Genomic DNA, 26,192 nt, shown 5'->3' with positions numbered 1-26,192 from the left:
TGAAACACGAGCTTTGCAATATCTATCCCGCAACGTATAGAATGTTTCATGCGACTTCCCCTCACTTGTTACTGTGTGTTTTGACGCTCTCAGTGTGGCACATCGATGCCGGATAGTGAGGGGGAGTCCATGTTATTGCCAGCACAACGCGCCTTCAGCGCTCGACTCGCAACACGTTGCTCGCGTTTGTGGCGGGCGTTATCTGCCACAATTGACATGTTCATCATATTGTACATGTTAAGGTTTGAGGCTATACTTGTCCCGTGAAACGTACATGTGGAGGTTGTATGAAAATTGTGTCTTTTACAGAAGCAAGAAATAGCCTGAAAGCGGTTTTAGATTCCGTTGTTAATGACGCAGATACAGCAGTCATTACTCGCCGTGATTCGGAAGATGCTGTTGTTATGTCGCTAGACTACTACAACAGTCTGATGGAAACGGTGCACTTACTGCGCTCACCTGCCAATGCTGAGCATTTGAATCGCTCAATTGAACAATTCAAGGCAGGTAAGGTAACCTGCAGAGACTTGATTGATGAGTAGTCGTTTATTGTCATGGACTGACGAATCCTGGAGCGATTACCTTTATTGGCAAACCCAGGACAAAAAAACGCTCAAACGAATAAACAAGCTTATAAACGACGTTAGACGCTCACCGTTTGAAGGTATTGGTAAGCCAGAGCCGTTAAAGGAAAACCTAGCTGGTTTTTGGTCCCGACGTATAGATGATACGAACAGGTTGGTGTACGCAGTTGATGATAATGCGATTACGATAATCTCGTGCCGTTATCACTATTAGATTCGCCCCTTGGACAAGGCAGCTAACAAGTTACTACACCGAAAAATAACTCGCTGGCGCTCGTCATTTTTCGGTGAGAAAGCGTTAGTGTGCATGAGGTATTGGCATGAGTGAATTTTGGAAGTGTGTTGCTTGTGGTGCCTCAAATTCTGCCGATAAGTTAAAGTGTCAGAAATGTGGTGTTGCAGGTGAGAGATTATCAGCTATACAGCAAGCTGAAAGGGCATTAAGCATGTCTGAAAAATCGGAATTCCAATTCGAATGCATTAAGTGTAGTTGTCATGATTTTGAGGTAGGCCAGCTGCGTGGCAAAGGCGGTCTTTTTTCAGCCTTGTTCAATTTTAACAACACACGATTCTATTATATTAGCTGTAAGTCATGCGGTTTCACCGAGTTCTATAAGAAAGATCTTAGCGGCCGGCAAAAAACATTGGACTTATTTACAGGGTGATACGCTATAACAAGCGCAGCCACAAGTGGCCACTTTTTAGGGGGAAGTTTCACCGCTGCGCGGGTTTCGGTCTGTGCTTTGAGCATTATGTTTACAGGAATAATTTTAGAATCTCTGCGTAACAATTAGTTAAATTACTTGGTCGCTTACTAAAGATTTCATTTCAATTATTGGTACAATGGGGCGCTAACTAAACGTTGACAATAAGGAAGCACATAACAATGAAAAAGATGTTTCTCGTTTTATTTTATGTACTAACTGTTTTGATAATGGGCGGTTGTGTTACAAGTCCTGTTGTTATTAACAAAATGAGTTTGGATGAGCAAAAGTATAAACTCACTCAACGATTGCTATTAGTTACTGATGAACGCTTTTTGGCTCTTAAGCATTCCGAGAAGCAACTAGGAGTAACCTTTGAATATGATCTTGGCTTTTATCTTAAAAATGCTATTCACGACTCACTGAAATCAACATTTTGGGTAGTTGCTCAATCAGACTCAGCTGCTATGAGTGATAAATTTGATTTAGTCATCAAACCGACCGTATTATCTTTTTCCGCTCCTGTACCTGCACTAGTAGTAATGCGTACAAAGACACAAGTGACTATTCAATATGAAGTTATGCAACCGGTTCCTTTAGAATCATACTTAATAACATCTACTGGTACTCATGAATTGCTGGACGATCAAGATAGGAAAATATATAGCTCGCTCTCTGGTAAAAATATTTATGCTTACAGCCCAGCAGCTAATTTTGGTATGGCCATTCCAGATTATTCCTATGAAGCTGGAAAAGATGCATATATGGCCATATACCATGCCCTTAACGACTTAAATTCTCAACTAGTAGCAAAACTTACCAGTAGCTGACACGCTACTTAATTACGTACCGGCCACAAACGGCATGGTCAGAACTGGACTGCCGACGCTGCGGCGCTGTGATTAAGGCGCCGCAACTGTAGCCTGATTAAACCGCTCAAACGCAGCGGTTAAATCTGCCAGTAAATCATCAACATGCTCCAGGCCAATATGAAGCCTGATAAGCGGCCCACTGTATGGCCATTTGCTTGCCGTGCGCAGTTTCTGCAGTTGCATGGTGGCGGTTACCAGGCTTTCATAGCCGCCCCAGGAAAAGCCCATTTTAAAGTGCTGCATGCCTTCAATAAACGCCTCTACCTGGCGTTGACTACCCTGTTTTAACACGAAGGAAAACAAGCCATTGCTGCCGCAGAAATCACGCTTAAAGATGGCATGGCCCGGATACGACGGTAATGCCGGGTGCAACACGGTTTCAACCTCTGGCCGCTGCTGCAGCCAGTTGGCGACAGTGAGCGCACTTTGCTCGTGCTGTTGCATCCGCACGGCTAAGGTGCGCAAACCGCGCAGTGCGGTGTAGGCATCATCGGCTGAGGCGCAATAACCCATTAAATAACTGTGTTCACGCAACTTAGGCCAGTGTTTTTCATTCGCACTGGCGGTTCCCAGCATGACATCGGAATGACCCACTATATACTTAGTGGCCGCCTGAATGGAGATATCTACCCCCAACTGAAACGGCTGGCATAAAATGGGCGACGCCCAGGTATTGTCTAAAATAGTGACTATATTATGCTGCTGCGCCACCGCGCAGATGGCCGGTATATCCTGCATGTCAAAAGTGAGTGAGCCGGGCGACTCCAGAAAAATCACCTTAGTATTTGGTTTAAGCAGGCTGGCAATGGCACTGCCAATTTGCGGATCATAATAGCTGGTTTCAATTCCGAAGCCTTTGAGCAACTTGTCGCACAATGCCCGGGTGGGTTCATATACGCTATCGACCATCAGCAGATGGTCCCCGCTTTGTAAAAAGGCCAGCAATGCCCCGCTTACCGCTGCAGCACCACAAGGATACAATGCACAACCAGCCCCGCCTTCGAGCTCGCAAATCGCTTCTTGCAAAGCAAAATGGGTATCGGTGCCGCGCCGGCCATAAAAAGGCACCCGGTTGCCACGCTGTAAAGTCGCTTGTTTAAGCTCACTAAAGGTATCAAACACAATAGTAGAAGCCCGCACAACCGGCGGGTTTACCGCATAACCAGTATATTTTTTAGCCCGGCCGGCATCGATAAGTTTAGTGTTTTTATGCATTGTTTACCCCACTGCGACCTTAGTCGGATAGATAAGACATCTGGATGTCTGTAGCATGCTAACCTGTTTTTACTAAAAGATCACGATACTAAAACACCACCTGCTGATCGCTTCACTGTTAACAACAGTATTGCATCATACAAACAAAGTTTGCGGAAGTTTGACAAGCGTTCTGCCGCCGCCTACGGTTTAAGGATAACAACAAGGAGTAAATTATGCGCAGTACTGCACTACACCCTCTGGTACTGGCGATCAGTACTGCTTTGCTTAGCCCCGCCGTGCTGGCGCAGGCCCAGGAAAACAGTAACCCAAACGCCGATGAACAAAAAATTGAACAAATTATCGTTACCGGCACCCGGGTAGCCGGTCGCTCGGTGGATGATACCGCAGTACCGATTGATATTGTTAGCGTGGAAACACTGGAGCGTTCCGGTTCTACCGAGCTTAATCAGGTATTATCGGTGGCGTTGCCATCGTTTAACTTTCCGCGCCCAGGCCTGGCTGATGGCACTGATACCATTCGCCCGGCTACCTTACGTGGCCTTGGCCCGGACCAATCGCTGGTGCTGGTTAACTCGAAAAGGCGCCACGCCGCTTCATTGGTAAATGTTAATGGCACCGTGGGCCGCGGCAGTTCAGCAGTCGATTTAAATACCATACCGACGGCAGCCATTCGCAGCGTTGAAGTACTGCGCGATGGCGCATCAGCTCAATACGGCTCGGATGCGATTGCCGGGGTAATTAACGTTAGGCTGCGCGACGCCAGCGAAGGTGGCAGTGTTAGCTTGTCGTATGGTTACCGGGATTCAGAATATACGGTGCCCACCACCCCGCCGCCAGCCAATGCCACCTGGAGTGCACCTGGCGAGATAAAACGCAGCGTTAATGATGGTGAAACCCTCAATTTGTCAGGCTGGAAAGGCTTTGCCCTGCCAAACAATGGCTATTTGACCTTGGCCGCAGAAATTAAAGATGCAGAGCGCACCGAACGCGGCGGTTACGATTACCGCCAGCAATACCCACTAGTTGACGGCGCCTATGATCCCCGCGAACAAACTATTGAACGTTTTAATGCCTGGTATGGCGAGCCGGAACTGCAACAATTTACCCTGTTTGCTAATGCTGGCATGATGTTAGACGGTGGCAAGCTTTATGGCTGGGCTAGCTTTCAGGATCGTTCAGCCCGCTCTGGCGGCTTTTACCGACGGGCACAAGATGACCGTAATGTGATTGAAGTACACCCGGATGGCTTTTTACCCATTATTGCACCTGAGGTAACCGACACCAGTTTTGCCGTGGGTTATGAATGGGAGCTGGCAGAGTGGAGTATGGATGCCTCTGTGGTTTATGGCATGAATGAAATGGCCTTTACCATTGAGAATACCGTAAACCGTTCCATTGGCCCCAGCAGCAAAACCGAGTTTGATGCCGGTGGTTTTGACTATAACCAGTGGGTATTTAACCTCTCGGGTGTCACCTCTTTTGATGTTGCCAGTTTTGCATCGCCAGTTAACCTGGCCACTGGTATTGAAATTCGACGCGAAGGCTACTCAATTTTTGCCGGTGAACCTGACTCCTATCGCAATGGCGGCGTGTTGCTGCCTAATGGCAATCCAACCCAGTCTGGCGCACAGGTGTTTCCGGGGTTTCGACCAGCAAACGCGGTGGATGAAAGCCGGCGGGCAATCGGCGTATATGTTGACTTAGAAGCCAACGTTACTGATAACCTGCTGGGCTCGGTGGCGTTAAGGGCAGAGGACTATTCTGATTTTGGCAACAATGTGACCGGCAAACTGGCGCTGCGCTACGATGTCAGTGACAGTGTTGGCCTGCGTGGCAGCGTCCAGAACGGATTCAGAGCACCATCATTGCAGCAGCAATATTTTACCAGTACGTCCACTAACTTTATTGGTGGTATCCCGTTTGATATTACTACCTTCCCGGTGAACAATCCGGCGGCGATAGCGTTAGGCTCCAGTCCGCTGGATGCTGAAGAGTCCGTAAACCTTTCGCTTGGTGCGGTGTTCCGGCTTGGCGATTTAACCCTAACCATTGATGGCTATCAGATTAATATTGACGACAGAATAGTGTTATCAGAAAACCTGACGCAGCCGAACGTGCGCGCTTACCTCGAGTCACTGGGGTTAATTGGTATCGGTGGCGGTCGCTTCTTTATCAATGGCGTCGATACTGAAACACAGGGCATTGATATTGTCGCCAATTACCCGGTATTTACTGCAGATATGGGCCGCTTTGACTTAACTCTGGTGGCAAACGTTAACAGTACAGATGTTACCAGAACACCAGAAACCGCTGAGTTGTCAGCGCTTGACCCTGCACCGGAACTGTTTGGCAGGGTAAATGTGCTTACCTTTGAAAAAGGTAACCCGAAAAACAAGTTAGGTGCGCATGTTAACTGGAGTTTAGACCGCTTCGGTGCCACCTTCCGGGCAACCCGCTACGGTGAGGTGTTAACTCCTAACGCTAACCCTGCCAATGATTTTACCCTGGATGCAGCAACCTTAATTGATGTGGAGGCCCGCTATCAGCTGACCGAAAACATGAAGCTGGCATTTGGCGCCGATAATCTGTTAGACAAATACCCGGATGCTTTTCCCATTAATTTAAATGGTACTGGCAACACGCCGTTTTCTAACTATTCACCTTATGGCCGCTCTGGCCGGCTGGTGTATGGCCGGGTAAGTTACGATTTTTAGCAGGAGGTTAAAGCAATAACACAGGCGCTTCGGCGCCTTTGTTATGTCAGGCCATTGAGCTCAGCAGTGGTAATTAGCCGCTCAAGTTCCGGACGGGCAAAGTAGTAGCCCTGATAATAACGAATGCCCAGACCTAATAAACAATCCAGTTCCGCCTTGGTTTCTACCCCTTCAGCCAGCACCAGGGTGCCTTGCAACTCACATTGGGCGATGGTTTGTTCAATAATAAACTGTTTGGCCGGGTTGCTCTGAATATTGCGAATTAACTCCATATCCAGTTTTAAGATATGAGGCTTAAGTTCAACCAGCCAGTCTAGTGTGGCGTAACCGGCACCATAGTCGTCAATGGCGGTTTTAAAGCCACGCTTTGAATAACTGCGGAAAATCCGGTTTAAATGATCTTTATCCGGAATTTGTTCGCCTTCAGTTACTTCAAATACCAGCTTGGTTAAATCGAAGCCGTATAAATCTGCAGCTTCAATGGTCGCCTTAATACAGGTTTCCGGATTGTAGACAGCATTGGGTAAAAAGTTAATATTCAAATAAGTGCTGCAACCTAACTTAGCGGCCGTTTCTATCGCTTTTACCCGGCAAGCCTGGTCAAAATAATACTTATTATCGTCGTTTATACGCTCAAACACCCAGCCAGCACCCTGCCCTTCCGGGCCGCGTACTAAGGCTTCATAGCCACAGATAACCTGGTATTTCCAATCGATTATTGGCTGAAAAGCCATCCGGATCTGAAAACCTAAGGATTGACCGCTTAAACAGTCGCTGCAGGTTTGTTGTTTAATTTGTATTGGAAAATCCATCAACAACCTTAATTTTTTGTAAAAGGAATAGAGTTGAACTCTAGCGATAAATGCACTGCTTTACCAACTAAATTCAGGGGGAATTCGCTAATTAGCTGAACCCGCGCGATTAAGCGCCAAAGCATAGCAGCTTATAAGCCGCCGTCCTGCTTGCTCTGCCGAGCAACCAAACGCCACGACGCCATCTTCATGGCCTGCCATGGTAAAAATACCCTGCTGAAGCACGTCGGTTTTCGCAAACAGTCGGGCCACTTCGTCGGCCATGGCCACCGTACCATAAGGCACATCTGCCCCGGTTTGCGGTAAACCAAGTTCGCTGGCCAGCTGCCAGATTTGCGGGCAATGGGCATGAATAATAAAATGGATATTCTCACTTAGCTGATACAACTGGCCATGAGTCATGGCTTCTGAAGAGGGTTTGGTTTCGCCAGCAGCAGCAATCTGGTTTTGTGTTGGCTTACAATCTGTGACCAAGGCGTAATCCGCGGCGGTCATGTTGCGAATACCACCGGTTTGGGTACCACTGATCATAAACTGACTTTTCGGGCCAACGCCGTTACCAAAGCGCTGGCTGATATTACCAAAGCCATAATTGTCGTAGCGCTGTGGACACTGACCCAGCATACCCAGTTGCACCATAATATGGCGCCAGCTGTTCAGCTCCATGACATGCCCGGCAGTGAGAACCGCCTGAGCCTGATAATTTAACTGAAATTTTATAACCCCTTCCTGCTCAGTCATCGTATCACTCTGCGTTGATTAATCTGCCGCTATTATAAGCCCGGCACTTTGCCAAGCCAGCCGCATAGCAGGCCAAAACTGGCAAGCGCAAGCCAGAGCTGTATAATAGCCGGCAATACCCTAAAGGGCCCGATGCAAGCATGAAATATAAAGACCTACGTGATTTTATCAGTCAGTTAGAACAGCGCGGTGAGCTGGTGCGGGTAACTGCAGAAGTAGACCCGGTGCTGGAAATGACCGAAATTGCCGACCGCACCCTGCGTGCCGGCGGCCCGGCTATTTTATTTGAAAACCCCAAAGGTTACCGTATGCCGGTACTGGCCAATTTGTTTGGCACCCCGCAACGGGTGGCACTGGGTATGGGTCAGGAAAATGTCGCTGCATTGCGTGAGGTGGGTAAGCTACTGGCTTTTTTAAAAGAGCCTGAGCCACCTAAAGGCCTGAAGGACGCATTCAGTAAGCTGCCGTTATTTAAGCAGGTACTGAATATGTCACCGAAGCAGGTTAAAAAAGCAGCCTGCCAGCAAGTAGTGCTAAGCGGTGAACAGGTCGACCTGAGCCAGTTACCGGTAATGACCTGCTGGCCGGGTGATGCAGCCCCCTTAATTACCTGGGGCTTAACCGTCACTAAAGGGCCGCACAAAGCGCGGCAAAATTTAGGCATCTACCGCCAGCAAGTGCTGGCCAAAAACAAACTGATTATGCGCTGGTTATCGCATCGCGGTGGTGCGCTGGATTTCTACGAGTTTCAAAAGGCTAATCCGGGACAGAATTATCCGGTGTCTGTCGCCTTAGGTGCCGATCCAGCCACTATTCTTGGTGCAGTAACGCCCGTGCCGGACACCTTGTCAGAATACGGTTTTGCCGGCTTGTTGCGTGGTGATAATACCGAAGTGGTAAAATGCATCAGCAATGATTTGCAGGTGCCGGCCAGTGCCGAAATAGTGCTGGAAGGCTATATTGCGCCCGGTGAAATGGCACCGGAGGGCCCCTACGGTGACCATACTGGCTACTATAATGAAGTGGACAATTTCCCGGTGTTTACCGTGACCCACATTACCATGCGTAAAGACCCAATTTATCACAGTACTTATACCGGGCGGCCGCCAGATGAACCGGCTATTCTGGGCGTGGCATTAAATGAAGTGTTTGTGCCGATACTGCAAAAACAGTTTCCGGAAATTACCGACTTTTACCTGCCCCCTGAAGGGTGCTCGTACCGGTTGGCAGTGGTTACCATGAAAAAGCAGTATCCTGGCCATGCCAAACGGGTAATGATGGGTGTCTGGTCTTATTTGCGCCAGTTTATGTATACCAAATTTGTGATTGTGTGTGATGACGATATCAACGCCCGCGACTGGCAGGATGTTATCTGGGCCATTACCACCCGGATGGACCCGGCCCGCGATACCACCCTGGTAGAAAATACGCCGATTGACTATCTGGATTTTGCCTCGCCGGTGTCCGGCCTTGGCTCAAAAATGGGGATGGATGCCACCAACAAATGGCCGGGTGAAACTACCCGCGAATGGGGCGAACCTATTGTTATGGACCCGGCAACCAAACAGCGGGTAGATGCCATCTGGGACAGCCTGGGTATTCCCTTGCCAGCCAAGGACACTGGGCTGTGAGTTTTACCGTAACAGTAGTTCCGGCAAAGCTTAGCTTTGCCGTACAGGACGGCGAAACCATTCTTGGCGCGGCGCTACGCAGTGGCATAGATTTTCCAAATCGCTGTCGCCAGGGCGTCTGCACCAGCTGCGTCTGCAAGTTAAAAAGCGGTGAAGTGCGCTATAACGAGCCACAACCGCTGACTGAAGTAGACAAACAACAGCAGTTTACTTATTGTTGCCTGGCATATCCGGTAAGCGATGTAGTATTGCACCACCCTTTTATCAGTGGCTAACGAGCGATAACCTAAACGCCACCAAAACATGAGAGTTTTATGACCAACACTGCCAACACCTCTGCTATTGCCTGCAAGATCCACTCGGTAGAAGCGCTGACCCCCGGGATCAGCAAAGTCGTGTTAAGCCCGAAGCAGGCGGCGGATTTCCGGGCCGGCCACTATTTACAACTGGTGTTAAGCAGCGACGACAAAAGGCCGTTCTCAATTGCCAGTATTGCCAGCAGCAATTTGCTGGAATTACATATTGGTACGCCGGCAGGCGATACCTGGTCAAGCGCCGCTCTGTCCCATATTGAACAGCAGTTTCAGGCGGGCTTGCCGGTTATGGCAGAGATTGGCCTCGGTCAGGCGCAGCTGCGCGAAGATAGCAAACGACCGGTAATATTGCTGGCGGGCGGCACTGGTTTTTCCTACGTTTATGCCATTGCCCAGGCGTTACGAGCCGCTAACACCAGCCGGCCGGTATTTTTGTACTGGGGCGTTCGTTCAGAAGATGCCTTGTATTACCAGCAACAGCTGCAGCAATGGGCCAGTAGCAGTAAACAGTTTCGGTTTATCCCGGTAGTACAACTGCCCTCTGCTGACTGGCAGGGCCGCACCGGTCTGGTACACGAAGCCATATTGGCAGACTTTGTGTCATTAGAGGCCTACGATATATATATTGCCGGCCCCTTTGCCATGGCCGGAATAGCCCGCGATGCTTTTAAAGCACAAGGTGCCCATCCGGAGCAGATGTATGCTGACGCCTTTGCTTACATTTAGACTGGTTTGGCCAGTGGCAATATGCCACAATAATTGCACCCGAAACAAAGACAGAGCCCGGATATGACTCACCAAACCTTAATAAAAGTACGCGGTTATCATTTAGACATTTATCAGCATGTAAACAATGCGCGCTATCTGGAGTTTCTGGAAGAAGCCCGTTGGGGTTATTTAGAAGACAGCGGCGATATCGAGTGGTTTGCCAGACATAACCTGGCGTGGATAATTGTTAACATTAATATTAATTATCGGGTAGCGGCCACCATGGGCGATACCCTGCAAGTATTTACCCGCTTCAGTAAAATTGGCGGCAAAAGTGCGGTAGTAACTCAGGAAGTGCGGATTGCCGGCAAAGATGCCATTGCCGCAGATGCCCAGGTAACCATTGTTTGCTTAGACCAAAAAACCGGTAAGCCGGTGGTTATTGACGGCGAATTAAAACAGCGGCTGGAGCAACATCTGCAGGAATAACTAAAATAGGTGCTGCGTGCCGCTTTTATGAGCGATGTTACATAAGCAGTCTTTTTAGCTCCAGCGCAGGTGTGTATTGTTTAGCAATGGCCGCTTCAAGTAACGCGAGTCCTGCCTCGCGATCGCCTTCAAGCAACATTCTGCTACCTGCCCATGCCATCGCTTCAGCATCTTGTTCTTCAACCAAAATATGTTCCCAGCGTTGGTCATGAGGCGCCACAATCCGTTGCGCGGCCTTACTGCCGTTTCTGGCAGCTTTGTCCCACCAGAACCGAGCGGTTAAACTGGGTGGTATTGTCATTATTGGCATAACAAGTACAGACTCTGTCTGCCGGTCAGCTGACCTGTTAAGACGATAGACATCCGACTCCAATGTTCCCGTTAACTTCAAGCCAAGCAGCGTTTGCAGCTTATTTTCATCCGAAAAATCAGTTCTTAGCAGCTCAATGATGGTGCCATCTGCTGCCACCCGCACTTCTGCATTGCCGACAAAACCAGAAAAATCCGCTGTTACCGGGCTCATTGTTCTGAATGTTGACAAATCAAGCTTGGCGCTGAGCGGCATGTCATTATCAATAACGCTCAGCTTTACTTTTTGAGTATCTAACAGTTGCAACAAACTTCCGAGTAAAAACTGATGCTGAGCCGATCCTAATAACGCGCCACGCCATAGTTGATGCTGTTCTATGAGTAACTCTACCGCATCAATGTTCAACTCCTCGTTAAGCGAATAATCAAATCGGGTGGTGAGTATTTGCTTTGCACCCGTTGCCTCATACCGCCAGGTTTTTAATGCCCGCAACGCACTTTGGTCAAACGTTTTTTCCGGGAAGGCATCCATAACCTTCGCAGTTTGCACGACGCCTTGCTCATCAACGAGAAAACGCAGTGTAACGTAGCCAATTGCACCAGTGCGGTAGGCGTTTAAAGGGTAAAGCGGCGCTTCTCGTTTAATGGGCGACGGTGATAAAACTGCATCAATATTGCTGCTATGTGGTAATAGCCACCACCTGGCAACGTGTTGTAACTTTACTAATTCCTGATCTGCGCTGGCTAACTGTGTATCGTCCAGGTTTTGCTGCAGTTGTGTTATGACTTCTACTGTATTTGTATGTCCCAGTGCCGCAGCGAGTTTGAAGTAAGCCAACGCCATACTGTAGTCAACAGCAATACCCTCGCCGTACAAATGCATCGTAGCGAGATTAAAGGCGGCATCTTTATTTCCATAAGGGATTAATTGGCTGAATTGTTCTTTCGCCAACGCGTAATTCTGACTTTGGTGAGCTTTCACTGCCTGTAACCAGTCTGCTTGCAGTGGACTAATTATCAAAACGCTGACAAAAACCAACCATACTCTTACCATTTGTTACTCCATAACAATTTTTCGCCGGTTTGAAAGTAATATAAGGGATGTCAGGACCCATTACAAAGACATTAACCAACACTGGCTTTCAGTTGATCACAACTTTTTGATATGTTTGTCTAATGCCTGCTTTAGCAGTTCACTGGTTTTTATTTCATCGCCACACGGTACCCGCTTTGCGGCCATTAGCGCCTCAAAGCCATCGAGCATGGGGTCACCCACAACGCAAACCCCTTTTCTGATACGGACAATCTGCCGGCCATCATCCAGCTGGGCAAGCACCTGCTGTGCCGGGTTCTCACTAACAGGCCAGTGCTGTTTCTCTACCGTAAGCCGCGGTTGTTGCCTTTGCAAAAACTGCTGATAGCTGGCGGCAGCGTCCTGTTCAACGATAGCTGGATCGACAGAAGCAGCACGGTTTAATGCCCGCTGCACCAGACTGCCGCCGCGTGCTGGTGTAGCTGATAACGTATCTTCTGATGCTTGCCCGGCATGAGTTTGAATTTTTGTTGGATCTTGCGCCAGCGTTAAACCGGCTTCAGCATTATTTTTTGGTGCGGCGACGCCCTGTGCAGGTTTATTGGTTATAGCTTGTTCAGACGAGACAGTGGCAGTGCGTACTTCAGTCACAGCGTCTTTTATCGGGTCAGACGTGGCTGCAGCTGTGCCAGCCGGAATTGGTACTGGCGGCTGATATAAATAAGAGGGAACAGGCACAGCTGGCGGCGGTTGCACGGGAGAGCTAAAGGTTATGCTTAACAGTAATGTGAGGAACAGGCCGTGAAATAATAATGCCAGCAGGATGGCAAGGCCATATTCGCTCATTAGGCGTTTAAAAGAATGGGTAATCGCCGCTAACAATTGCCGCCCCGAAGCTGATGCTGCTAAGTAAGCGTCAGACTGGCAGAGCGGCAATTAATTCCGTCTAAACTTGCAATTTAACTATGCAGTTTAAATATCCAGGGACTACATAAACTGTTTTTTCATTTCAGTAGCAGGTTTGTAGTTTTTTGCTATCGCCTGATCGAGCAATGCCAACCCCTGTTCCCGCTGGCCTTCCAGGATTAAACGGGTACCGGTCCAAGCCATTACTTCAGCATCGTTCTGGCTAAGTAAATATGCTTCCCATTGCTGGTCAGATGCCGCCATAATGCGCTGTGCATCTTTATTACCATTTTTTGCGGCTTGCTCCCACCAGAACATGCCAGACATTGCTCTGGAGACTTCTACTGAGGCCTGTGCTGAGACACTTTTCGAACTGATATCACTTCTGCGGTTCAGCCGGTAAACCTCTGACTCCACGTTACCTTTAAGCTTCAGACCCACTAAATTAGTTATCTCGCTACGAGGTTCAAACTTGGTTTTTATCTGCTCAGTGATGGTGCCATCTTTTGCCACCCGCACCACAGCGTAGCCCCAGAAGCCATCAAAATCAGGCTTTAGTTCAGCACGCTTCTCATAGATAGAAAAATCCGCTTCTGTTGCCAGCGGTAACTCCGGGTTATACCAAAAGCCATTACCACTTTGAATCTCAATTAGCGACAGCAGCATACCCAATACCAATTGATGCTGTGATGAGCCAGCTACAGCAAAATTCCATAAATTATGTTCAGCGACCGTCTTTTCCACCGCTGAAACCTTGACACCACCGCTTAGAGAATAACTTAACCGTACGGACATCAAATGTTTTTGACCACTAGGCTGATAGCGCCACCTTTTGACCGCCCGGATCGATGCTTTTTCAAACACTGTTTCAGGATAAGCATCTAAAGTATCTACCGCAGTAACCTGACCTTGCTCATCTACTAAAAATCGCAGATTAACAAAACCGAACTGGCCAGTTCTGGCGGCGTTAACCGGATATTTAGGGTGCACTCGCTTAACCGGCTGCGGCAGACTAGCATCCCTCGGCTTATCTAAATCTGTTGCAATAATAACCACACCGCTCTTTAACTTTTCATAGCGCTGATTAGCCTGATCCAGTTGTTGCTCGGTGGCCTGCTTTACTACAGTTTGCAAAACGTCTTTAGCCTGGGGATGCTCTAATTCGGCAGCTAACATAAAATAGCCCAGCGCTTCGCTAATATCCTGCTCTTGCCCTTCTCCCTGCAAAGCCATAACCCCAAGGTTAAATGCTGCTAATTCATTGCCTAATGGTAATAATTCAGCAAACTGTTGCTGGGCGTCGCTATAGTTTTTGTTTTCGTGCGCTTGTAATGCATCCAGCATATCTGCCTGAGCAACAGAGCAGCCGAATAAGGCAGCTAACAACCACTTTTTCATTTTTAGTCCCTTTTAATTAAACTATGGCTACTTTAAAAAAAACAAAAGTGATTGCAACCATTGCTAGCAAAATGTAATAAATACTAACTTTTTGAAAAACCTGTTTGCCGTTCAGTATGGATTAGCCGGACTATAGAAATCTCTATTGGTACCATTAATAATTACCGGCTTTGCACATTCCGTTTGCCGGAACCTCGTTTGTTGATCTGCCCGTACTATATAGACTTCATGTTCGCCGAAAACTTCGCTATGTCCGCTTCGTTCTACCCATAACGCTGTGCGCTCTGATAAGCAGCATGCAAAGCCTGTTGTAATGCAGTGTTTTGCCAGTTTGCAATGTAAGTTGACTGATCCCCTCCCGCAAACCAGATAAACTCGGCAGTTTGTAATGCCCATCGCACATAGTCGCTATTGGCTTTATCTCTGCTATCAACCAGCAAGGTTTCAACCAACGCGGCCTGCAGTAAGTGTAAGAAATAATCGTTGTAGCCGGCAGCGCCCTGAGTGCGCAACACCAATACGTTGCCGCCTTGGATATAAGGGCGTACTTTATCGGTAAAAATGCTGTCTACGTCAGTGCTGCCGCCCATCAGAATAATACCAGCATCAGCGGGTACCAGCGGCACACAAACATCTTCGTTATAGCCCACGGCATACCGCTGCAAAGCGCCGGGTTTTGCCGGTCGCGGCCCAAAGCCACATTGTTCAGCATTCGCTAATGCGTCCAGCGCCGAGGTAGCATCTGCGCCTGATGAGCCCTGCTGGCTGCAGCCGGCTAACAGCAAAAGTAATAGCATCATATAATATTTCATCTTTGCTTTACCTTTTAACCAGCTTGCCACCTCAAGATGGCAAGCTGCATTTTGCTATTGAAGCTGGCTTAATAAGGATCCGCCGGATTGTAGAAACTGCCGCTACGACCATCAATGCTAAGCCGTGTCGGGCTGACACTACTGCTATTGTTCAGCAGGTTGTAGCTCTGACCGGGTAACAGCTTATAACGCAGTAAGTTGTTAATAATTACAGGCTGGCCACAATTGGTTTGCTGATACTGGGTCTGGCCGTCGGCGCGTAAAACGTATACCTCGTGGCTACCATCAACCACGCCGCTACCGTCTGCCTTGACAAACAATGATGTTGCCTCTGATACTGCTACTACCCGGCCTGCGCTGCCCAGTTTGGCCTGAAATACGGCCGAGCGACCCATCCGATCGCGCTGTTTAAAGTGGGTGTCAGTAATAATGCCATTGAGAAGTGGCAAACCCAGGAAATTACTGCTGATATTAATGGTTTGATGGCAGAAATCGGTGACAGCTTCAGAGCTGATAGCACCCTGCACCCCGTCCGGATCATAGATAAACTCGCCCAGCACATGGTTACCCGCCGACGTGCCGCCCACCACACCACCTTTGTTGTATACGTGCACCAATGCGTCCTGCACCTTAGTACCCTGCCACTGATTTAAATAATCAGATTGATCGCCGCCGGCAATAAAAACAAATTCGGCGCTGCGAATTGCCCAGTCGACATAGTCACTGTTGGCTTTGGCTCGGGTATTTATAATTAAGGTTTCTACTGATGCGGCATCAGTTAATGCCTGCAGATAGTCATTGTATGCAGCGGTGCCGGAGGTACGCAGTACCACCACATTGCCGCCATTGATATGCGGCTTCACCCGGTTTGCAAAGGCGGCGTCGACATCAGCACCGCCGCCCATCAATAATAAAGCCGGGCTAGACAAACTGACACAAACATCGTTACTACTGCCCAACAAAGTCGCACTCAAACCACCCGGTTTTGCCGGCCGGCTGCCGTAATTGCAATTTTCCGGTTCAGGCTCTGGCTCAGGTTCTGTGCCACCACCGGTTCCGTTAAAATTAACGGTTAGCTGATAACTGCCGGTACCGCTATAACGGCTTACTTTAATAAAATGGCTGCCAGCCGGAGAGTCAACGTAAGTGCCGGTTTCAGGATTGGCGCTGCTTTGGCCAGAGGCAATATAACTGCCACTGGCACGGTATAAAAACCAATCAAAATCGTCGTTATTGGCGTGACTCAGGCTTACCGAAATATTGCCGGTAGTACTGGTATCAAAATAGAACCAGTCCTGATCGGTGCGACTGCCAATGGTGCCCTGCACCACGACACCACTACAAAGCGGACCATCGGCACCACTTTCATTATTATTATTTTCGCTTTCCTGGATCAAACAGGCCTGCGCTTGGCCACAAAGCAATAGCGCAACAACGCCTAACAGACTTAGTGCTTTCATTTTTACTTCCTGCATATAGTTTTGTTTTAGGAAATGGCCAACAGGCCAGACTTCTTCGCACGGCAAAACGCCTTGCAAAAGATTTTGGAGCTAACTCAGGGGGTGGGGGCTATTCGTCAAACCACTCAGACAGGTGATAGTCGGTGGCGCACTCATGCAAATTGTTATGCATATAGCTATGCACATAGTTATGCAGATTAGCCGGTTTGGCAACCGACCACAGTACTTCACTGACTCTGCATAACAGGTTTTTCATAAGCGTGCGCTCTTAACACATCGTGATGACGTTTTAATTACCATTCAATATTGACCTGAATAGACATGCTGTCAAGCAGAAAACACATGCAGTTGTAAAAATAACCGACAGGTACCCAAGGCAGGAAAAAAAGACCAGATAATATGCAGCAGCATTAGTCGCAGACTAAATTTATCCGAAAAACGGGCTTATTTTCTGCCATTCCAGTAGCTTACCAGCAAAGCTAAGACTGGCGTGCGCCGGGCTGGTGGAGGGCAATGGGATCAGGTGCAGCGTTGCAGGCAATTGCTGGCTTTTAATAACGTGACGCCGGAAGCTTTGCCAGGCTTTACCACCGTTAAATGCGATAGCGGTTACCTTGTTATGTTGCTGCATAAATTCAGCAAAGTCGTTTGGCTGCTCTGCACTGATGGCACTGTCCAGGCTGCCCTTGCGCTGGCAATAGCCCAGTACATCCCACAGCGCTATCTGCCGGGTTAGCAATGCCTGCAGCCGCGCGGCATAACTTAAGCCGGACTCAAGCTCAAGCAAGCTGGTCATCACCGGCCAGAACGCGTTGCGGGGATGGGCGTAATATTGCTGCTGTTGCAGCGACTTTTCACCCGGCATGCTACCCAGAATTAACAACCTGGCATCGGGTCGCGCCACTGCCGCCAGGCCAGATATCCCCTCGGCCATTAACGCAGCTCGGGCTGGTACTGCCGGGCTTTTTGCCAGGCTTGCTGCGCCTGCTGCGGTTCACCTTCCTGCTCGGCCAGATAGGCCAAAATGGCATAAAGATAACCGTTACTGGAATTATCGCGCAGCCAGTGCTGAACCTGCTTGCGTAATCTTAACACTGAACGGCCAAGCGCAATCTGCCGCAAATGCGGCCATGCTGGTGCCACATCGGCCAGCGACAACGCCGCTACCAGGCGCTTTTCTGCTGCGTCAGGGTGCCCGGCATTGGCTTCAGCCCAGGCTAACCCTACTGCCGCGGCTGCCGACTTGCGCTCTTTAGCAGGTAGCGCTTGCCAGTAATCCTGCTGTTGGTCAAAGTCAGTCTCTCCTGCTAAATGACGGACGGCCTGAGGGTAAATAGCAAAACGTTGCAGTTGCCAGCTGCTTTTATCGAACCAATGCTCTGTAGCAGCACGCCCTGCAGCACTGAGCAGCGGTTGCCAGAGGCCCGCCTGCTGTAATGCCCGCAAGTACAACTGGCCGAGCGCCGCATCAACCGGCGGCTGCTGCAGCAAGGCTTCGAGGACCACCACCGCCTGACGGGTCTGCCCCTGGTGCAATAACATGTCAGCTTCGAGATACTGGCGGTTCGGGTCATCTGCAGCCAGTTCGGCTAGCAGCGTATTGGCCTGTTGGTAATCACCGGCATAAAACGCCGCGTAAGCTGCCAGGAAACGCTTTTCATGGCTGAACGCTCCGGCTTGCAGCGCCAGCTGAAGCTCGTTGGCAGCCTTGGGCCATTGCCGCCTTGCATAGGCATGTAAGCCGTTGGCAAAGGCCTGCTGCGCTTTTTTCTGCCGCCGTGAGCGGAAAAAATTGAATGAACCATGCTGGATCCGTAACAGATATTTCAACAACTTTACGACCAGCATGATTGCCAGCAGAGTAACCGTTAACACGATCACGAAACCCAGTGCGGTCATTTCAATAACATAGCCGGCCAGCACCAGTTTAAGATAGCCCGGGTTATTGGTTACCACCGGCCCTAAAAACATGGCCAGCGCCAGCACAACAATCAGGATAATGGCTTTGATCATAGGTCGGTCTCCGCCTGGCTTTGCAGGTAGTCCTGCAGCTGCGCACTACTGTGCAGTGTCGGCAGTTGTTGCGCGCTGATCTGCACGGCCGCCAGCGCCAGCAGTTGTTCACTCAGCTGCTGCACGGCTGGCTCGGTTGCCATGAAATGACGCTGTAACTGATCGCTGGCTTGTTGCAATGCACTGCGATACACCGCGGGTTCGCTCTGCAGTGCCGCCAGTTGCGCCAACAGCAATTGCTGGTTCAGAGCAACCCGCACCATCAGCTGTTGCTCTGCCGTTAAGCTGAAATAATCTTCTGGCGTGGCCAGCCGGGCTGAAAATAACTTTTGCAAACTGCTGTGCCAATAATAGCTTAAGGTGCTGCGCCAGTTTTTAAGCTCACCCTCTGGCTCGGCGACGGTAACACTGAGCTCTGTATGCTGCTGCTTTAATGGTAAACGCATACTGGTTTTGCGCATTTGTGCCAACTCGACATGCACGGCACTCAGATCAGGAGTTTTTATGGTGGACAGCGCTGCTAAATCATCAGCGATGGCCTGACGCACATTAATCAGCGAGGCATCATCCAGTTCAGCAAGCTGCTGCCCGGCACGCTGCAGCAACAGCCTGGCGGTATTAATATCCTGATTTAACCACAGACTGTAATCTGCCCGTTTTAATAAAAACTGAATTTCAGCCAGTGCCCAGTGTCGCGGTGGCGCACCGTCGCTTTGCTGCACCAGTTCCCGGACGCCCTGCATTTGCTGCTGCAATTGCTGTTGCTGGCCTTGTTGCTGCGCAGTTATCTGCTGCGCCAGCTCGTTCAGACTCTGTTGCTGACGGTTCAGGCTTTGCTGCAGCTGGCTCTCATTGCTGCTTTGTAGCTCCGCATTTTGCCGGCTAATATCCTGCTGCGCTTGTTGCAGCTGCTGTTGCTGACTTTGCAGTTGCTGCCACTGCGGCCAAAGCCAATATGCGGCCCACACCAGGGCTGCTGCCACTAATAATGAACATAGCAATGCCAACGCCGCCAACGCGCGACCGCCACGAGGCGGCCGCTGCTCTTGTTCAGCAAGCTGTTGCTTTAGTTGCTCCAGCGGTGCATCTGATTTATCAGCCGGGGTTAACTCTGCCTGTTCACTCATAATATTTCCTTCTTAAGCTGAATAATTTGCTGCAGCAACGCCTGATCATTGGCATTTTCTGCCAGGCTTATCTGTTGGCGATTGATACCCAGAGCCAGCGCCTGCTCCTGCATCCGCGGGCTAACCAGTAACCAGTGCCGTTGCCGCAGCCAGGTGACTCCACCCTCTGGGATAATGGCAAACAGCTGCTGCAAAATTTCGTTACTGGTGGCTACAATACAACGTACTTGCTGTTGCTGCCACACCTGCCACAGCTGAGCCCCGTCCAGTGGTAATGGCAGCCGGTTATAACTCTGCACATATTTAACGGTAGCACCGCGGGCGATTAATTGCTGTTTAATCAGCTCCCGGCCACTGTTGCCCCGCACCACCACAATTTGCTTGCCCGTAACCTGCTGTAACTGTGGCAGTGCCAGTAACCCTTCGCTGCGCTGATCGTGCGGAACGATGACTTCACGCCCACTCCAGCGCTGCAACACGCTGGCCGTGGTGCTGCCAACCGCAAACAAGTGGCCGCTAAGTTGTTCAGGCCGGATTTGTTGCTCAAGCGCATATACCGCACTAACACTGACAAAAATAAGCAGCTCTGCCTGTTCCAGTAATGCCTGATCTTTGGCTTTTAATACCACTTGCTGGGTAGTAATGAGTGGCTGATAACTATACGCAATACCCTGCTCGTCCAGGCTTGCCAGCAAGTTATCGGCCTTGCCCGCTGGCCGGGTGATCAAAAAAGGGGTGGCTATCATCATGCGTTTGCCTGATACACCTGTTGTAAAATGACACCCGCGCCCTGGGCCAGTAGCTGCTCTGCCACAGCCAGGCCCAGCTGCTCTGCTTGTGCGGCCTCACCCGTAATCTCGCCACGGATAATTTGTTCACCGTCCAGCGAACCTACCAGGCCGCGTAAATGCAACTGCTCACCATTAAGGGTAGCAAAGGCGCCGATGGGAACCTGACACCCCCCCTGCAAACGGCGGTTCATCGCCCGCTCGGCCAGCACACAATAACGCGTAGCCTGGTGTTCCAGCGGTGCCAACAGTTGCTGGATCGCGGTGTCGCTACTGCGACATTCAATCCCGACCGCACCCTGGCCATTGGCGGGTAAACTTTGCTCTGGTTCAATATAGCTGGCAATTCGATCAGCGAAACCGAGCCTGATTAAGCCCGCGGCAGCCAGAATAATGGCCGCAAACTCGCCGTTATCCAGTTTGGCCAGCCGGGTGTTAACATTACCCCGCAAATCACGCACGGTTAAATCAGGCCGCAACGCTTTTAACTGGCATTGCCGGCGTAAACTTGAGGTGCCCACTACCGCACCATAGGGCAACTGTTCAAGCTGCTGAAACTGATTAGACACAAACGCATCGCGCGGGTCTTCCCGCTGACAAATGGTTTGCAGCACCAGGCCATCGGGAAAAGCCACCGGCACATCTTTAATACTGTGCACGGCAATATCGGCCCGGCCATCCAGAATGGCGGTTTCCAGCTCCTTAACAAATAACCCTTTACCGCCAATTTTTGCCAGCGGAGTGTCGAGAATTTTGTCGCCCTGGGTCGACATTGGCACCAGTTCTACCTGCAGTGCCGGATGATGGCGGATAAGCTCTGCTTTAACAAATTCGGCCTGCCACAGCGCCAGCGCGCTTTTACGGGTAGCTATACGTACAATCTGGCTCATGTTAATCGTCCTTTACCTGCATTAACCGGCGTTGCAAAAAGCTGCTGATATCAGCAACTTCCTGGGCGCAGACGCTATGCTCCATCCGGTAATCATGCCAGCTTACGTTAAAGCCAGCACTTTTTAAGGCGTGAAATGCCTGTTGCCCTGCTGCCATTGGCACCATGGGGTCCTGACTACCATGGCCAAAAAACACCGGCGTCGCCTTATTTATCGCGGATGCTTCTGACGCGAGTTTTTCTGGGGCACACATGTAGGTTGATAATGCCATAACACCGGCCAGCTTATAGGGCAGGCGGGATAGCAAATGCAAAGCGATTACCCCGCCCTGACTAAAGCCAGCCAGCACGATTTGCTCACTACTTAAACCATCAGCAATCAGTTTATCCAGTAATTTTTGCACGGCTGCGGCTGACTGCCGCACGCCAGTTTCATCAGCCCGATGGGCTAAATCCATGGTTTTAATATCGTACCAGGACCGCATCCGCATGCCGCCATTAATCGTTACCGGCTGTTCGGGTGCATGTGGAAATAAAAACCGGATGCCGGCATCGGCGGGCAAGCGTAGTTCTGGCACTATCGGCGCAAAGCCGTGGCCCGAGTCGCCCAGGCCATGCAACCAGATCACCGCAGCCTTAACCGGGCCGGCTGGTTTTACGTCAACAAAAGAAAGTAACGCCATTATTCAGTTCCAGATTGTTGCGCCGCCAGTACCACCGCAGTGCCAGCTTGTTTAGAGGCTGCGTCGGATAACAGTTGCCAGAACTCGCTGCCAGTGCGGTTATCAATCCACTGGCCGTTTTTCCATTCGAAATGATGGCCATTAAATTTTGTCGCCACCCAAAGCTGCTGCAATGGTGGTTGTTTGTTAATAATAATTTTGCTTTGATCCGGAAAGGTGACTGATAACAGCCCGCCATGTGATTCGTAGTCTAAATCAAGATCGAGTTGCTCAATCGCCTCTTCTACCGCTAACAGGGTGTTATCGGTTAGTTCGTCATATTCTAAGTCATTCATCTGCGTCACCTGTTTGCTTTTATCGCTAAGGATGCGATTATAGAGCGTCAAGCCGTTAAAGAAATAGAAACCATGCAAACGAAGCGCACTTTATCCCAGTTTCTTTTGCCTGCCTGCTTAATGCTGGGCAGCATTATGCTTACTGCCTGTGGTCAAAAAGGGCCTCTTACATTACCACAAGCTGCACCCGAAGTGGCAGAGCCGGCGCCAGAAAAGTCGGTGCAGCCCAATTCAATTGAGCGTTCCAGCGAGGAGCAAATCCGTGGACCATTTTAATTACCAGCACGATTGCCTGCATGCCGAACAGGTCGATTTAAATGCGTTGGCAGCCGAGTTTGGCACCCCTTGCTATGTTTATTCAAAAGCGACCATCGAGCGCCATTTTCAGGCCTTTGCCAGTGCCGCCTCGGCGCATCCGCACAGTCTGGTATGTTATGCGGTTAAAGCTAACAGCAATCTGGCGGTGTTAAATGTATTGAGTAAACTGGGCAGTGGCTTTGATATTGTGTCCGGTGGTGAACTGCGCCGGGTTATTGCCGCCGGCGGCGACCCGGCGAAGGTGGTGTTTTCCGGCGTTGCAAAAACCGCTGACGACATGCGATTTGCCCTGCAACTGGGAATAAAGTGTTTCAATGTCGAATCTGAGGCTGAGCTTGAGCGCCTGCAACAGGTTGCCAGCAGTTTAAATGTTAAGGCGCCAGTATCACTAAGGGTTAACCCGGATATTGATGCTAAAACTCACCCCTATATTTCAACCGGTTTAAAAGCCAATAAATTTGGCATTGATATTTTAACCGCCCCGGCAATATACCGGGCAGCCAGCCAGATGAGCCACCTTAAGCTGGTAGGTGTAGATTGCCATATCGGCTCGCAGCTTACTGAAACACAACCGTTTTTAGAAGCGCTGGAAAAATTACTGAGCTTAATTGATACCCTGAAACAAGATGGCATTGTGCTAAGCCATATCGATATCGGCGGTGGACTTGGTGTTACCTACGATAAAGAAACCCCGCCTGAACCTTACGCGTACATCAGCAAAGTGGTTGAACGCTTACAACAGTACCCTGAGCTGGAACTGATCATGGAACCCGGCCGGGCCATTATGGCCAATGCGGGGATCTTATTAACCCGGGTAGAATACTTAAAGCCGGGTCAGGAAAAAAACTTTGCCATCGTTGATGCCGCCATGAACGATTTAATCCGGCCGGCACTGTACAGCGCCTGGCAGAATATTGTGCCGGTAAACCCGAAAAGTGCCGCCACGCCTCATTTGTACGATGTGGTAGGCCCGGTATGTGAAACCGGCGATTTTCTGGGCAAAGATCGGATGCTGGCCATTGCCCAGGGTGATTTACTGGCCGTGCGTTCTGCCGGTGCTTATGGCTTTACCATGAGCTCAAACTACAACAGCCGGCCGCGGGTGGCCGAGGTTATGGTAGCGGGCGATCGCTGTCATTTGATCCGGGCCCGCGAACAATGGCAGGATTTATGGCGCGGCGAACAGCTGCTAACCGAACAGTAATAAGGCGCCAATGATCATTAATTTTTCGAAAATGCAGGGCCTGGGCAACGACTTTATGATGGTCGACAGCGTTAGCCAGAATATTTTCCTGACCAAAGAGCAAATTCGCCAGCTGGCCGATCGTAATTTTGGTATCGGCTTCGACCAGTTACTGATGGTAGAGCCGCCTTATGATCCGGAACTCGATTTTCACTACCGGATTTTTAATGCCGATGGTAGTGAAGTTGAACAATGCGGCAATGGTGCCCGCTGCTTTGCAAAGTTTGTGCGCCACCGCGGCCTGACTAATAAAAGTAAAATTCAGGTAAGTACCAAATCGGCCAGAATTACCCTGTATGTTGAACAGGACGGCCAGGTAACAGTGAACATGGGTATTCCACAGCTCGACCCGGCAATGGTGCCGTTTAAAGCCCAGAAACAGGAAGCTACCTATATTATGCGGGCCGACGAACACACGGTGCTTTGCGGTGTGGCGTCGATGGGCAACCCGCATGCGGTGCTGGAAGTTGACGATATTGCCAGTGCCAACGTGGCAGAGTTAGGGCCGCTATTAGAAGTACACGAACGCTTTCCACAAAAAGCTAATATTGGCTTTATGCAGGTAATCTCGCCCTCGCACATTAAATTGCGGGTATGGGAGCGCGGTACCGGTGAAACACTGGCCTGCGGCACAGGTGCCTGCGCGGCGGTGGTGGTTGGCCAGCTACAAAAGAAACTCGGACCACAGGTGCAGGTAGATTTGCCCGGCGGTAGCTTACACATTCGCTGGAATGGCCCGGGCCAGATGGTTAAAATGACCGGCCCGGCTGAACACGTATTCGATGGACAACTTTCGATATGAACGACACCCTTGCAAAGGACAAAGAGGCAATCGCCGCCAGTGTGGTGCTCGATTACTTACAGGATCACCCGGCATTTTTTCAGCACCATCCGCAGCTGTTACAACAAATGCGTTTACCGCATCAGCAGCGCGGCAGCGTATCGCTGGTAGAACGTCAGCTGGAAATGCAACGCACCAAAATTGCTGCCCTGGAAGATGACATTACCCGCTTAATGTCCGTTGCCCGTCAGAATGAACATATTTTTCATGCACTGAACACCCTGCACTTAAGTTTATTGCATAAGCCGTCGCTGGAAGCGGCAGAACAGGCACTGCAACAGTTTGCCAAAAGCATGCCGCAGGTTCACGCTTGTCGTCTGGTGTGTCTGCAACCTGATAGCAGCGCCATCAGCAAGTATCAGCTGCTGCTGTCACGCCGTTTAAGCAGCGACAATGTGTATCTGGGCCGGCTAAACAAAGAAGAGCAGCAGCCGTTGTTTGGCGACGCCATTCATTCGGTCGCGCTGGTGCAAATTGGCAGTGGCCCGGGGTTGGCGCTGTTGGCTTTTGGCAGCGAGCAGGACGACCATTTTCAGCCGGAAATGGACCGGTTGTTCATCCGGCACCTGGCCAAACTGCTGGTGCAGGTGTTACCCGGCAATGACCTCAGCTGAGCCGCGCTGGCAAACTGATATTGACGCCTACCTTAGCTACCTGCGCTTTGAGCGCGGTTATGCCAGCCGAACCCTACAAACCTACCGGCAGCAGCTGAGCCTGGTGGCAAACAGCCAGGCTGAAGTTGCCAACCAGACCACAACCGATACCCCCGCCGCATTTAGTTGGTATAACCAAACTGAAAGCGGCCTGCAAACCTATCTGGCAAATGGCCGGCGCCGTGGCTTAAGTGCCCGCAGCCTGGCGCTGGTTGTCGCAGCGCTGCGTGGTCTTTATCGTTACCTGCTACAGCAACAGCTCGTGTCGGATAACCCGGCGCAATACCTGACCGTGCCCAAGCCAAAGCCAAAACTACCAAAAAACCTTGATATCGACGCGTTACAGCACTTACTTAGTTTCGATAGCAGCCATGACGTACTGGCCTGTCGTGATAAAGCCATGCTGGAGCTGTTTTATTCTTCCGGCCTGCGACTGGCAGAACTCGTTGGCTGTAATATTAACGATATCGACTGGCGCGAAAAGTTAATCCGGGTGCGCGGCAAAGGCAGCAAGGAGCGGCAAATCCCTGTTGGCTCAGTGGCCATAACGGCTTTGCAAAACTGGCTAAGCCAGCGCCATCTGTTACTGGGTGCCGC

General features: G+C 50.1%; 30 protein-coding genes. 14 read left to right on the top strand and 16 right to left on the bottom strand.

Annotated elements, in window-relative coordinates; all coding sequences use genetic code 11:
- Positions 1-287: 287 nt before the first annotated feature.
- From ABY802_RS09715 to ABY802_RS09700, 4 genes are all read left to right on the top strand, one after another.
- Positions 288-542, top strand: a complete 255-nt coding sequence (locus ABY802_RS09715) for a type II toxin-antitoxin system Phd/YefM family antitoxin (RefSeq protein WP_372626835.1) — start codon at positions 288-290, stop codon at positions 540-542.
- Positions 535-798 carry a Txe/YoeB family addiction module toxin gene (locus tag ABY802_RS09710; RefSeq protein WP_019677625.1) on the top strand — a complete coding sequence of 88 codons (264 nt, stop codon included), beginning with the start codon at positions 535-537 and terminating at the stop codon, positions 796-798. Before ABY802_RS09715 ends, ABY802_RS09710 begins: the two co-directional genes overlap by 8 nt.
- A gap of 106 nt (positions 799-904) precedes the next feature.
- The gene (locus ABY802_RS09705) at positions 905-1,249 is read left to right on the top strand and encodes a zinc ribbon domain-containing protein (RefSeq protein WP_372626834.1); all 345 of its coding nucleotides are present in this window, start codon (positions 905-907) and stop codon (positions 1,247-1,249) included.
- Positions 1,250-1,470: 221 nt separating this feature from the next.
- Positions 1,471-2,118 (top strand): hypothetical protein, encoded by a 648-nt coding sequence (locus tag ABY802_RS09700; protein WP_372626833.1) that lies wholly within the window; start codon positions 1,471-1,473, stop codon positions 2,116-2,118.
- Positions 2,119-2,190: 72 nt separating this feature from the next.
- Here ABY802_RS09700 and ABY802_RS09695 read toward each other — a convergent pair whose 3' ends face one another.
- Positions 2,191-3,375, bottom strand: coding sequence for a cystathionine beta-lyase (locus ABY802_RS09695; RefSeq protein WP_372626832.1), 1,185 nt, complete (start codon positions 3,373-3,375; stop codon positions 2,191-2,193).
- 215 nt (positions 3,376-3,590) lie between these two features.
- Between ABY802_RS09695 and ABY802_RS09690 the strand changes: the two genes are divergently transcribed.
- Positions 3,591-6,092 (top strand): TonB-dependent receptor plug domain-containing protein, encoded by a 2,502-nt coding sequence (locus tag ABY802_RS09690; RefSeq protein WP_372626831.1) that lies wholly within the window; start codon positions 3,591-3,593, stop codon positions 6,090-6,092.
- Between the two features lie 41 nt (positions 6,093-6,133).
- Here the strand turns inward: ABY802_RS09690 and ABY802_RS09685 are convergent, their stop codons facing one another.
- Together ABY802_RS09685 and ABY802_RS09680 are read right to left on the bottom strand one after the other, a co-directional pair.
- Positions 6,134-6,904: an EAL domain-containing protein gene (locus tag ABY802_RS09685; protein WP_372626830.1), complete on the bottom strand. Its 771-nt coding sequence runs from the start codon at positions 6,902-6,904 to the stop codon at positions 6,134-6,136.
- A gap of 87 nt (positions 6,905-6,991) precedes the next feature.
- A complete protein-coding gene (locus tag ABY802_RS09680; protein ID WP_372626829.1) occupies positions 6,992-7,645 on the bottom strand; it encodes a class II aldolase/adducin family protein in 654 nt (217 codons plus the stop codon).
- 140 nt (positions 7,646-7,785) lie between these two features.
- On the opposite strand from ABY802_RS09680, the gene ubiD reads away from it, so the two are divergent.
- From ubiD to ABY802_RS09660, 4 genes are all read left to right on the top strand, one after another.
- The gene (ubiD, locus tag ABY802_RS09675; protein ID WP_372626828.1) at positions 7,786-9,276 is read left to right on the top strand and encodes a 4-hydroxy-3-polyprenylbenzoate decarboxylase; all 1,491 of its coding nucleotides are present in this window, start codon (positions 7,786-7,788) and stop codon (positions 9,274-9,276) included.
- The gene (locus ABY802_RS09670; protein WP_372626827.1) at positions 9,273-9,551 is read left to right on the top strand and encodes a 2Fe-2S iron-sulfur cluster-binding protein; all 279 of its coding nucleotides are present in this window, start codon (positions 9,273-9,275) and stop codon (positions 9,549-9,551) included. The genes ubiD and ABY802_RS09670 overlap by 4 nt, the downstream gene beginning before the upstream one ends.
- Before the next feature lie 39 nt (positions 9,552-9,590).
- Positions 9,591-10,316, top strand: a complete 726-nt coding sequence (gene fre, locus ABY802_RS09665) for an NAD(P)H-flavin reductase (protein ID WP_372626826.1) — start codon at positions 9,591-9,593, stop codon at positions 10,314-10,316.
- Positions 10,317-10,379: 63 nt separating this feature from the next.
- Positions 10,380-10,787 carry a thioesterase family protein gene (locus ABY802_RS09660; protein ID WP_349678709.1) on the top strand — a complete coding sequence of 136 codons (408 nt, stop codon included), beginning with the start codon at positions 10,380-10,382 and terminating at the stop codon, positions 10,785-10,787.
- 37 nt (positions 10,788-10,824) lie between these two features.
- On the opposite strand, the gene ABY802_RS09655 is transcribed toward ABY802_RS09660, so the two are convergent.
- The 13 genes from ABY802_RS09655 to cyaY all read right to left on the bottom strand — a co-directional run bounded on the left by ABY802_RS09655 (position 10,825) and on the right by cyaY (position 22,540).
- Complete coding sequence (locus ABY802_RS09655) at positions 10,825-12,150, bottom strand: TonB family protein (RefSeq protein WP_372626825.1); 1,326 nt, start codon at positions 12,148-12,150, stop codon at positions 10,825-10,827.
- Between the two features lie 96 nt (positions 12,151-12,246).
- Positions 12,247-12,867, bottom strand: a complete 621-nt coding sequence (locus tag ABY802_RS09650; protein ID WP_372626824.1) for a hypothetical protein — start codon at positions 12,865-12,867, stop codon at positions 12,247-12,249.
- Between the two features lie 249 nt (positions 12,868-13,116).
- Positions 13,117-14,433: a TonB family protein gene (locus tag ABY802_RS09645; protein WP_372626823.1), complete on the bottom strand. Its 1,317-nt coding sequence runs from the start codon at positions 14,431-14,433 to the stop codon at positions 13,117-13,119.
- A gap of 263 nt (positions 14,434-14,696) precedes the next feature.
- Positions 14,697-15,245, bottom strand: coding sequence for a hypothetical protein (locus ABY802_RS09640; protein WP_372626822.1), 549 nt, complete (start codon positions 15,243-15,245; stop codon positions 14,697-14,699).
- Positions 15,246-15,313: 68 nt separating this feature from the next.
- Positions 15,314-16,705, bottom strand: coding sequence for a Type 1 glutamine amidotransferase-like domain-containing protein (locus tag ABY802_RS09635; RefSeq protein WP_372626821.1), 1,392 nt, complete (start codon positions 16,703-16,705; stop codon positions 15,314-15,316).
- A 109-nt stretch (positions 16,706-16,814) separates the two neighbouring features.
- A complete protein-coding gene (locus ABY802_RS09630) occupies positions 16,815-16,961 on the bottom strand; it encodes a hypothetical protein (protein WP_372626820.1) in 147 nt (48 codons plus the stop codon).
- Between the two features lie 171 nt (positions 16,962-17,132).
- The gene (locus ABY802_RS09625) at positions 17,133-17,639 is read right to left on the bottom strand and encodes a DNA-deoxyinosine glycosylase (protein WP_372626819.1); all 507 of its coding nucleotides are present in this window, start codon (positions 17,637-17,639) and stop codon (positions 17,133-17,135) included.
- Positions 17,639-18,718 (bottom strand): heme biosynthesis HemY N-terminal domain-containing protein, encoded by a 1,080-nt coding sequence (locus ABY802_RS09620; RefSeq protein ID WP_372626818.1) that lies wholly within the window; start codon positions 18,716-18,718, stop codon positions 17,639-17,641. The genes ABY802_RS09625 and ABY802_RS09620 overlap by 1 nt, the downstream gene beginning before the upstream one ends.
- Positions 18,715-19,845 carry a uroporphyrinogen-III C-methyltransferase gene (locus ABY802_RS09615; RefSeq protein WP_372626817.1) on the bottom strand — a complete coding sequence of 377 codons (1,131 nt, stop codon included), beginning with the start codon at positions 19,843-19,845 and terminating at the stop codon, positions 18,715-18,717. Before ABY802_RS09615 ends, ABY802_RS09620 begins: the two co-directional genes overlap by 4 nt.
- Entirely contained in the window at positions 19,842-20,594 is a 753-nt protein-coding gene (locus ABY802_RS09610) for a uroporphyrinogen-III synthase (RefSeq protein ID WP_372626816.1), read from the bottom strand. The genes ABY802_RS09615 and ABY802_RS09610 overlap by 4 nt, the downstream gene beginning before the upstream one ends.
- The gene (hemC, locus tag ABY802_RS09605; RefSeq protein WP_372626815.1) at positions 20,591-21,523 is read right to left on the bottom strand and encodes a hydroxymethylbilane synthase; all 933 of its coding nucleotides are present in this window, start codon (positions 21,521-21,523) and stop codon (positions 20,591-20,593) included. Before hemC ends, ABY802_RS09610 begins: the two co-directional genes overlap by 4 nt.
- A gap of 1 nt (position 21,524) precedes the next feature.
- Positions 21,525-22,205, bottom strand: coding sequence for an alpha/beta hydrolase (locus tag ABY802_RS09600; protein WP_372626814.1), 681 nt, complete (start codon positions 22,203-22,205; stop codon positions 21,525-21,527).
- Positions 22,205-22,540 carry an iron donor protein CyaY gene (cyaY, locus tag ABY802_RS09595; RefSeq protein WP_372626813.1) on the bottom strand — a complete coding sequence of 112 codons (336 nt, stop codon included), beginning with the start codon at positions 22,538-22,540 and terminating at the stop codon, positions 22,205-22,207. The genes ABY802_RS09600 and cyaY overlap by 1 nt, the downstream gene beginning before the upstream one ends.
- 72 nt (positions 22,541-22,612) lie before the next feature.
- Between cyaY and ABY802_RS09590 the strand changes: the two genes are divergently transcribed.
- The 5 genes from ABY802_RS09590 to ABY802_RS09570 all read left to right on the top strand — a co-directional run.
- Complete coding sequence (locus ABY802_RS09590; protein ID WP_372626812.1) at positions 22,613-22,816, top strand: lipoprotein; 204 nt, start codon at positions 22,613-22,615, stop codon at positions 22,814-22,816.
- A complete protein-coding gene (gene lysA, locus ABY802_RS09585; RefSeq protein WP_372626811.1) occupies positions 22,803-24,062 on the top strand; it encodes a diaminopimelate decarboxylase in 1,260 nt (419 codons plus the stop codon). The genes ABY802_RS09590 and lysA overlap by 14 nt, the downstream gene beginning before the upstream one ends.
- A 10-nt stretch (positions 24,063-24,072) precedes the next feature.
- On the top strand, positions 24,073-24,903 hold the full coding sequence (gene dapF / locus ABY802_RS09580) for a diaminopimelate epimerase (protein WP_372626810.1): 831 nt from the start codon (positions 24,073-24,075) through the stop codon (positions 24,901-24,903).
- Positions 24,900-25,556 (top strand): DUF484 family protein, encoded by a 657-nt coding sequence (locus tag ABY802_RS09575; RefSeq protein WP_372626809.1) that lies wholly within the window; start codon positions 24,900-24,902, stop codon positions 25,554-25,556. The genes dapF and ABY802_RS09575 overlap by 4 nt, the downstream gene beginning before the upstream one ends.
- A partial coding sequence (locus ABY802_RS09570; protein ID WP_372626808.1) for a tyrosine-type recombinase/integrase occupies positions 25,543-26,192 on the top strand: 650 nt, incomplete at its 3' end. The genes ABY802_RS09575 and ABY802_RS09570, both read left to right, overlap by 14 nt.

Source organism: Arsukibacterium sp. (assembly GCF_041616895.1).
GTDB lineage: Bacteria > Pseudomonadota > Gammaproteobacteria > Enterobacterales > Alteromonadaceae > Alishewanella.
The sequence above is the reverse complement of the archived record's forward strand: the minus strand, read 5'-3'. Positions and strand labels throughout refer to the sequence as shown.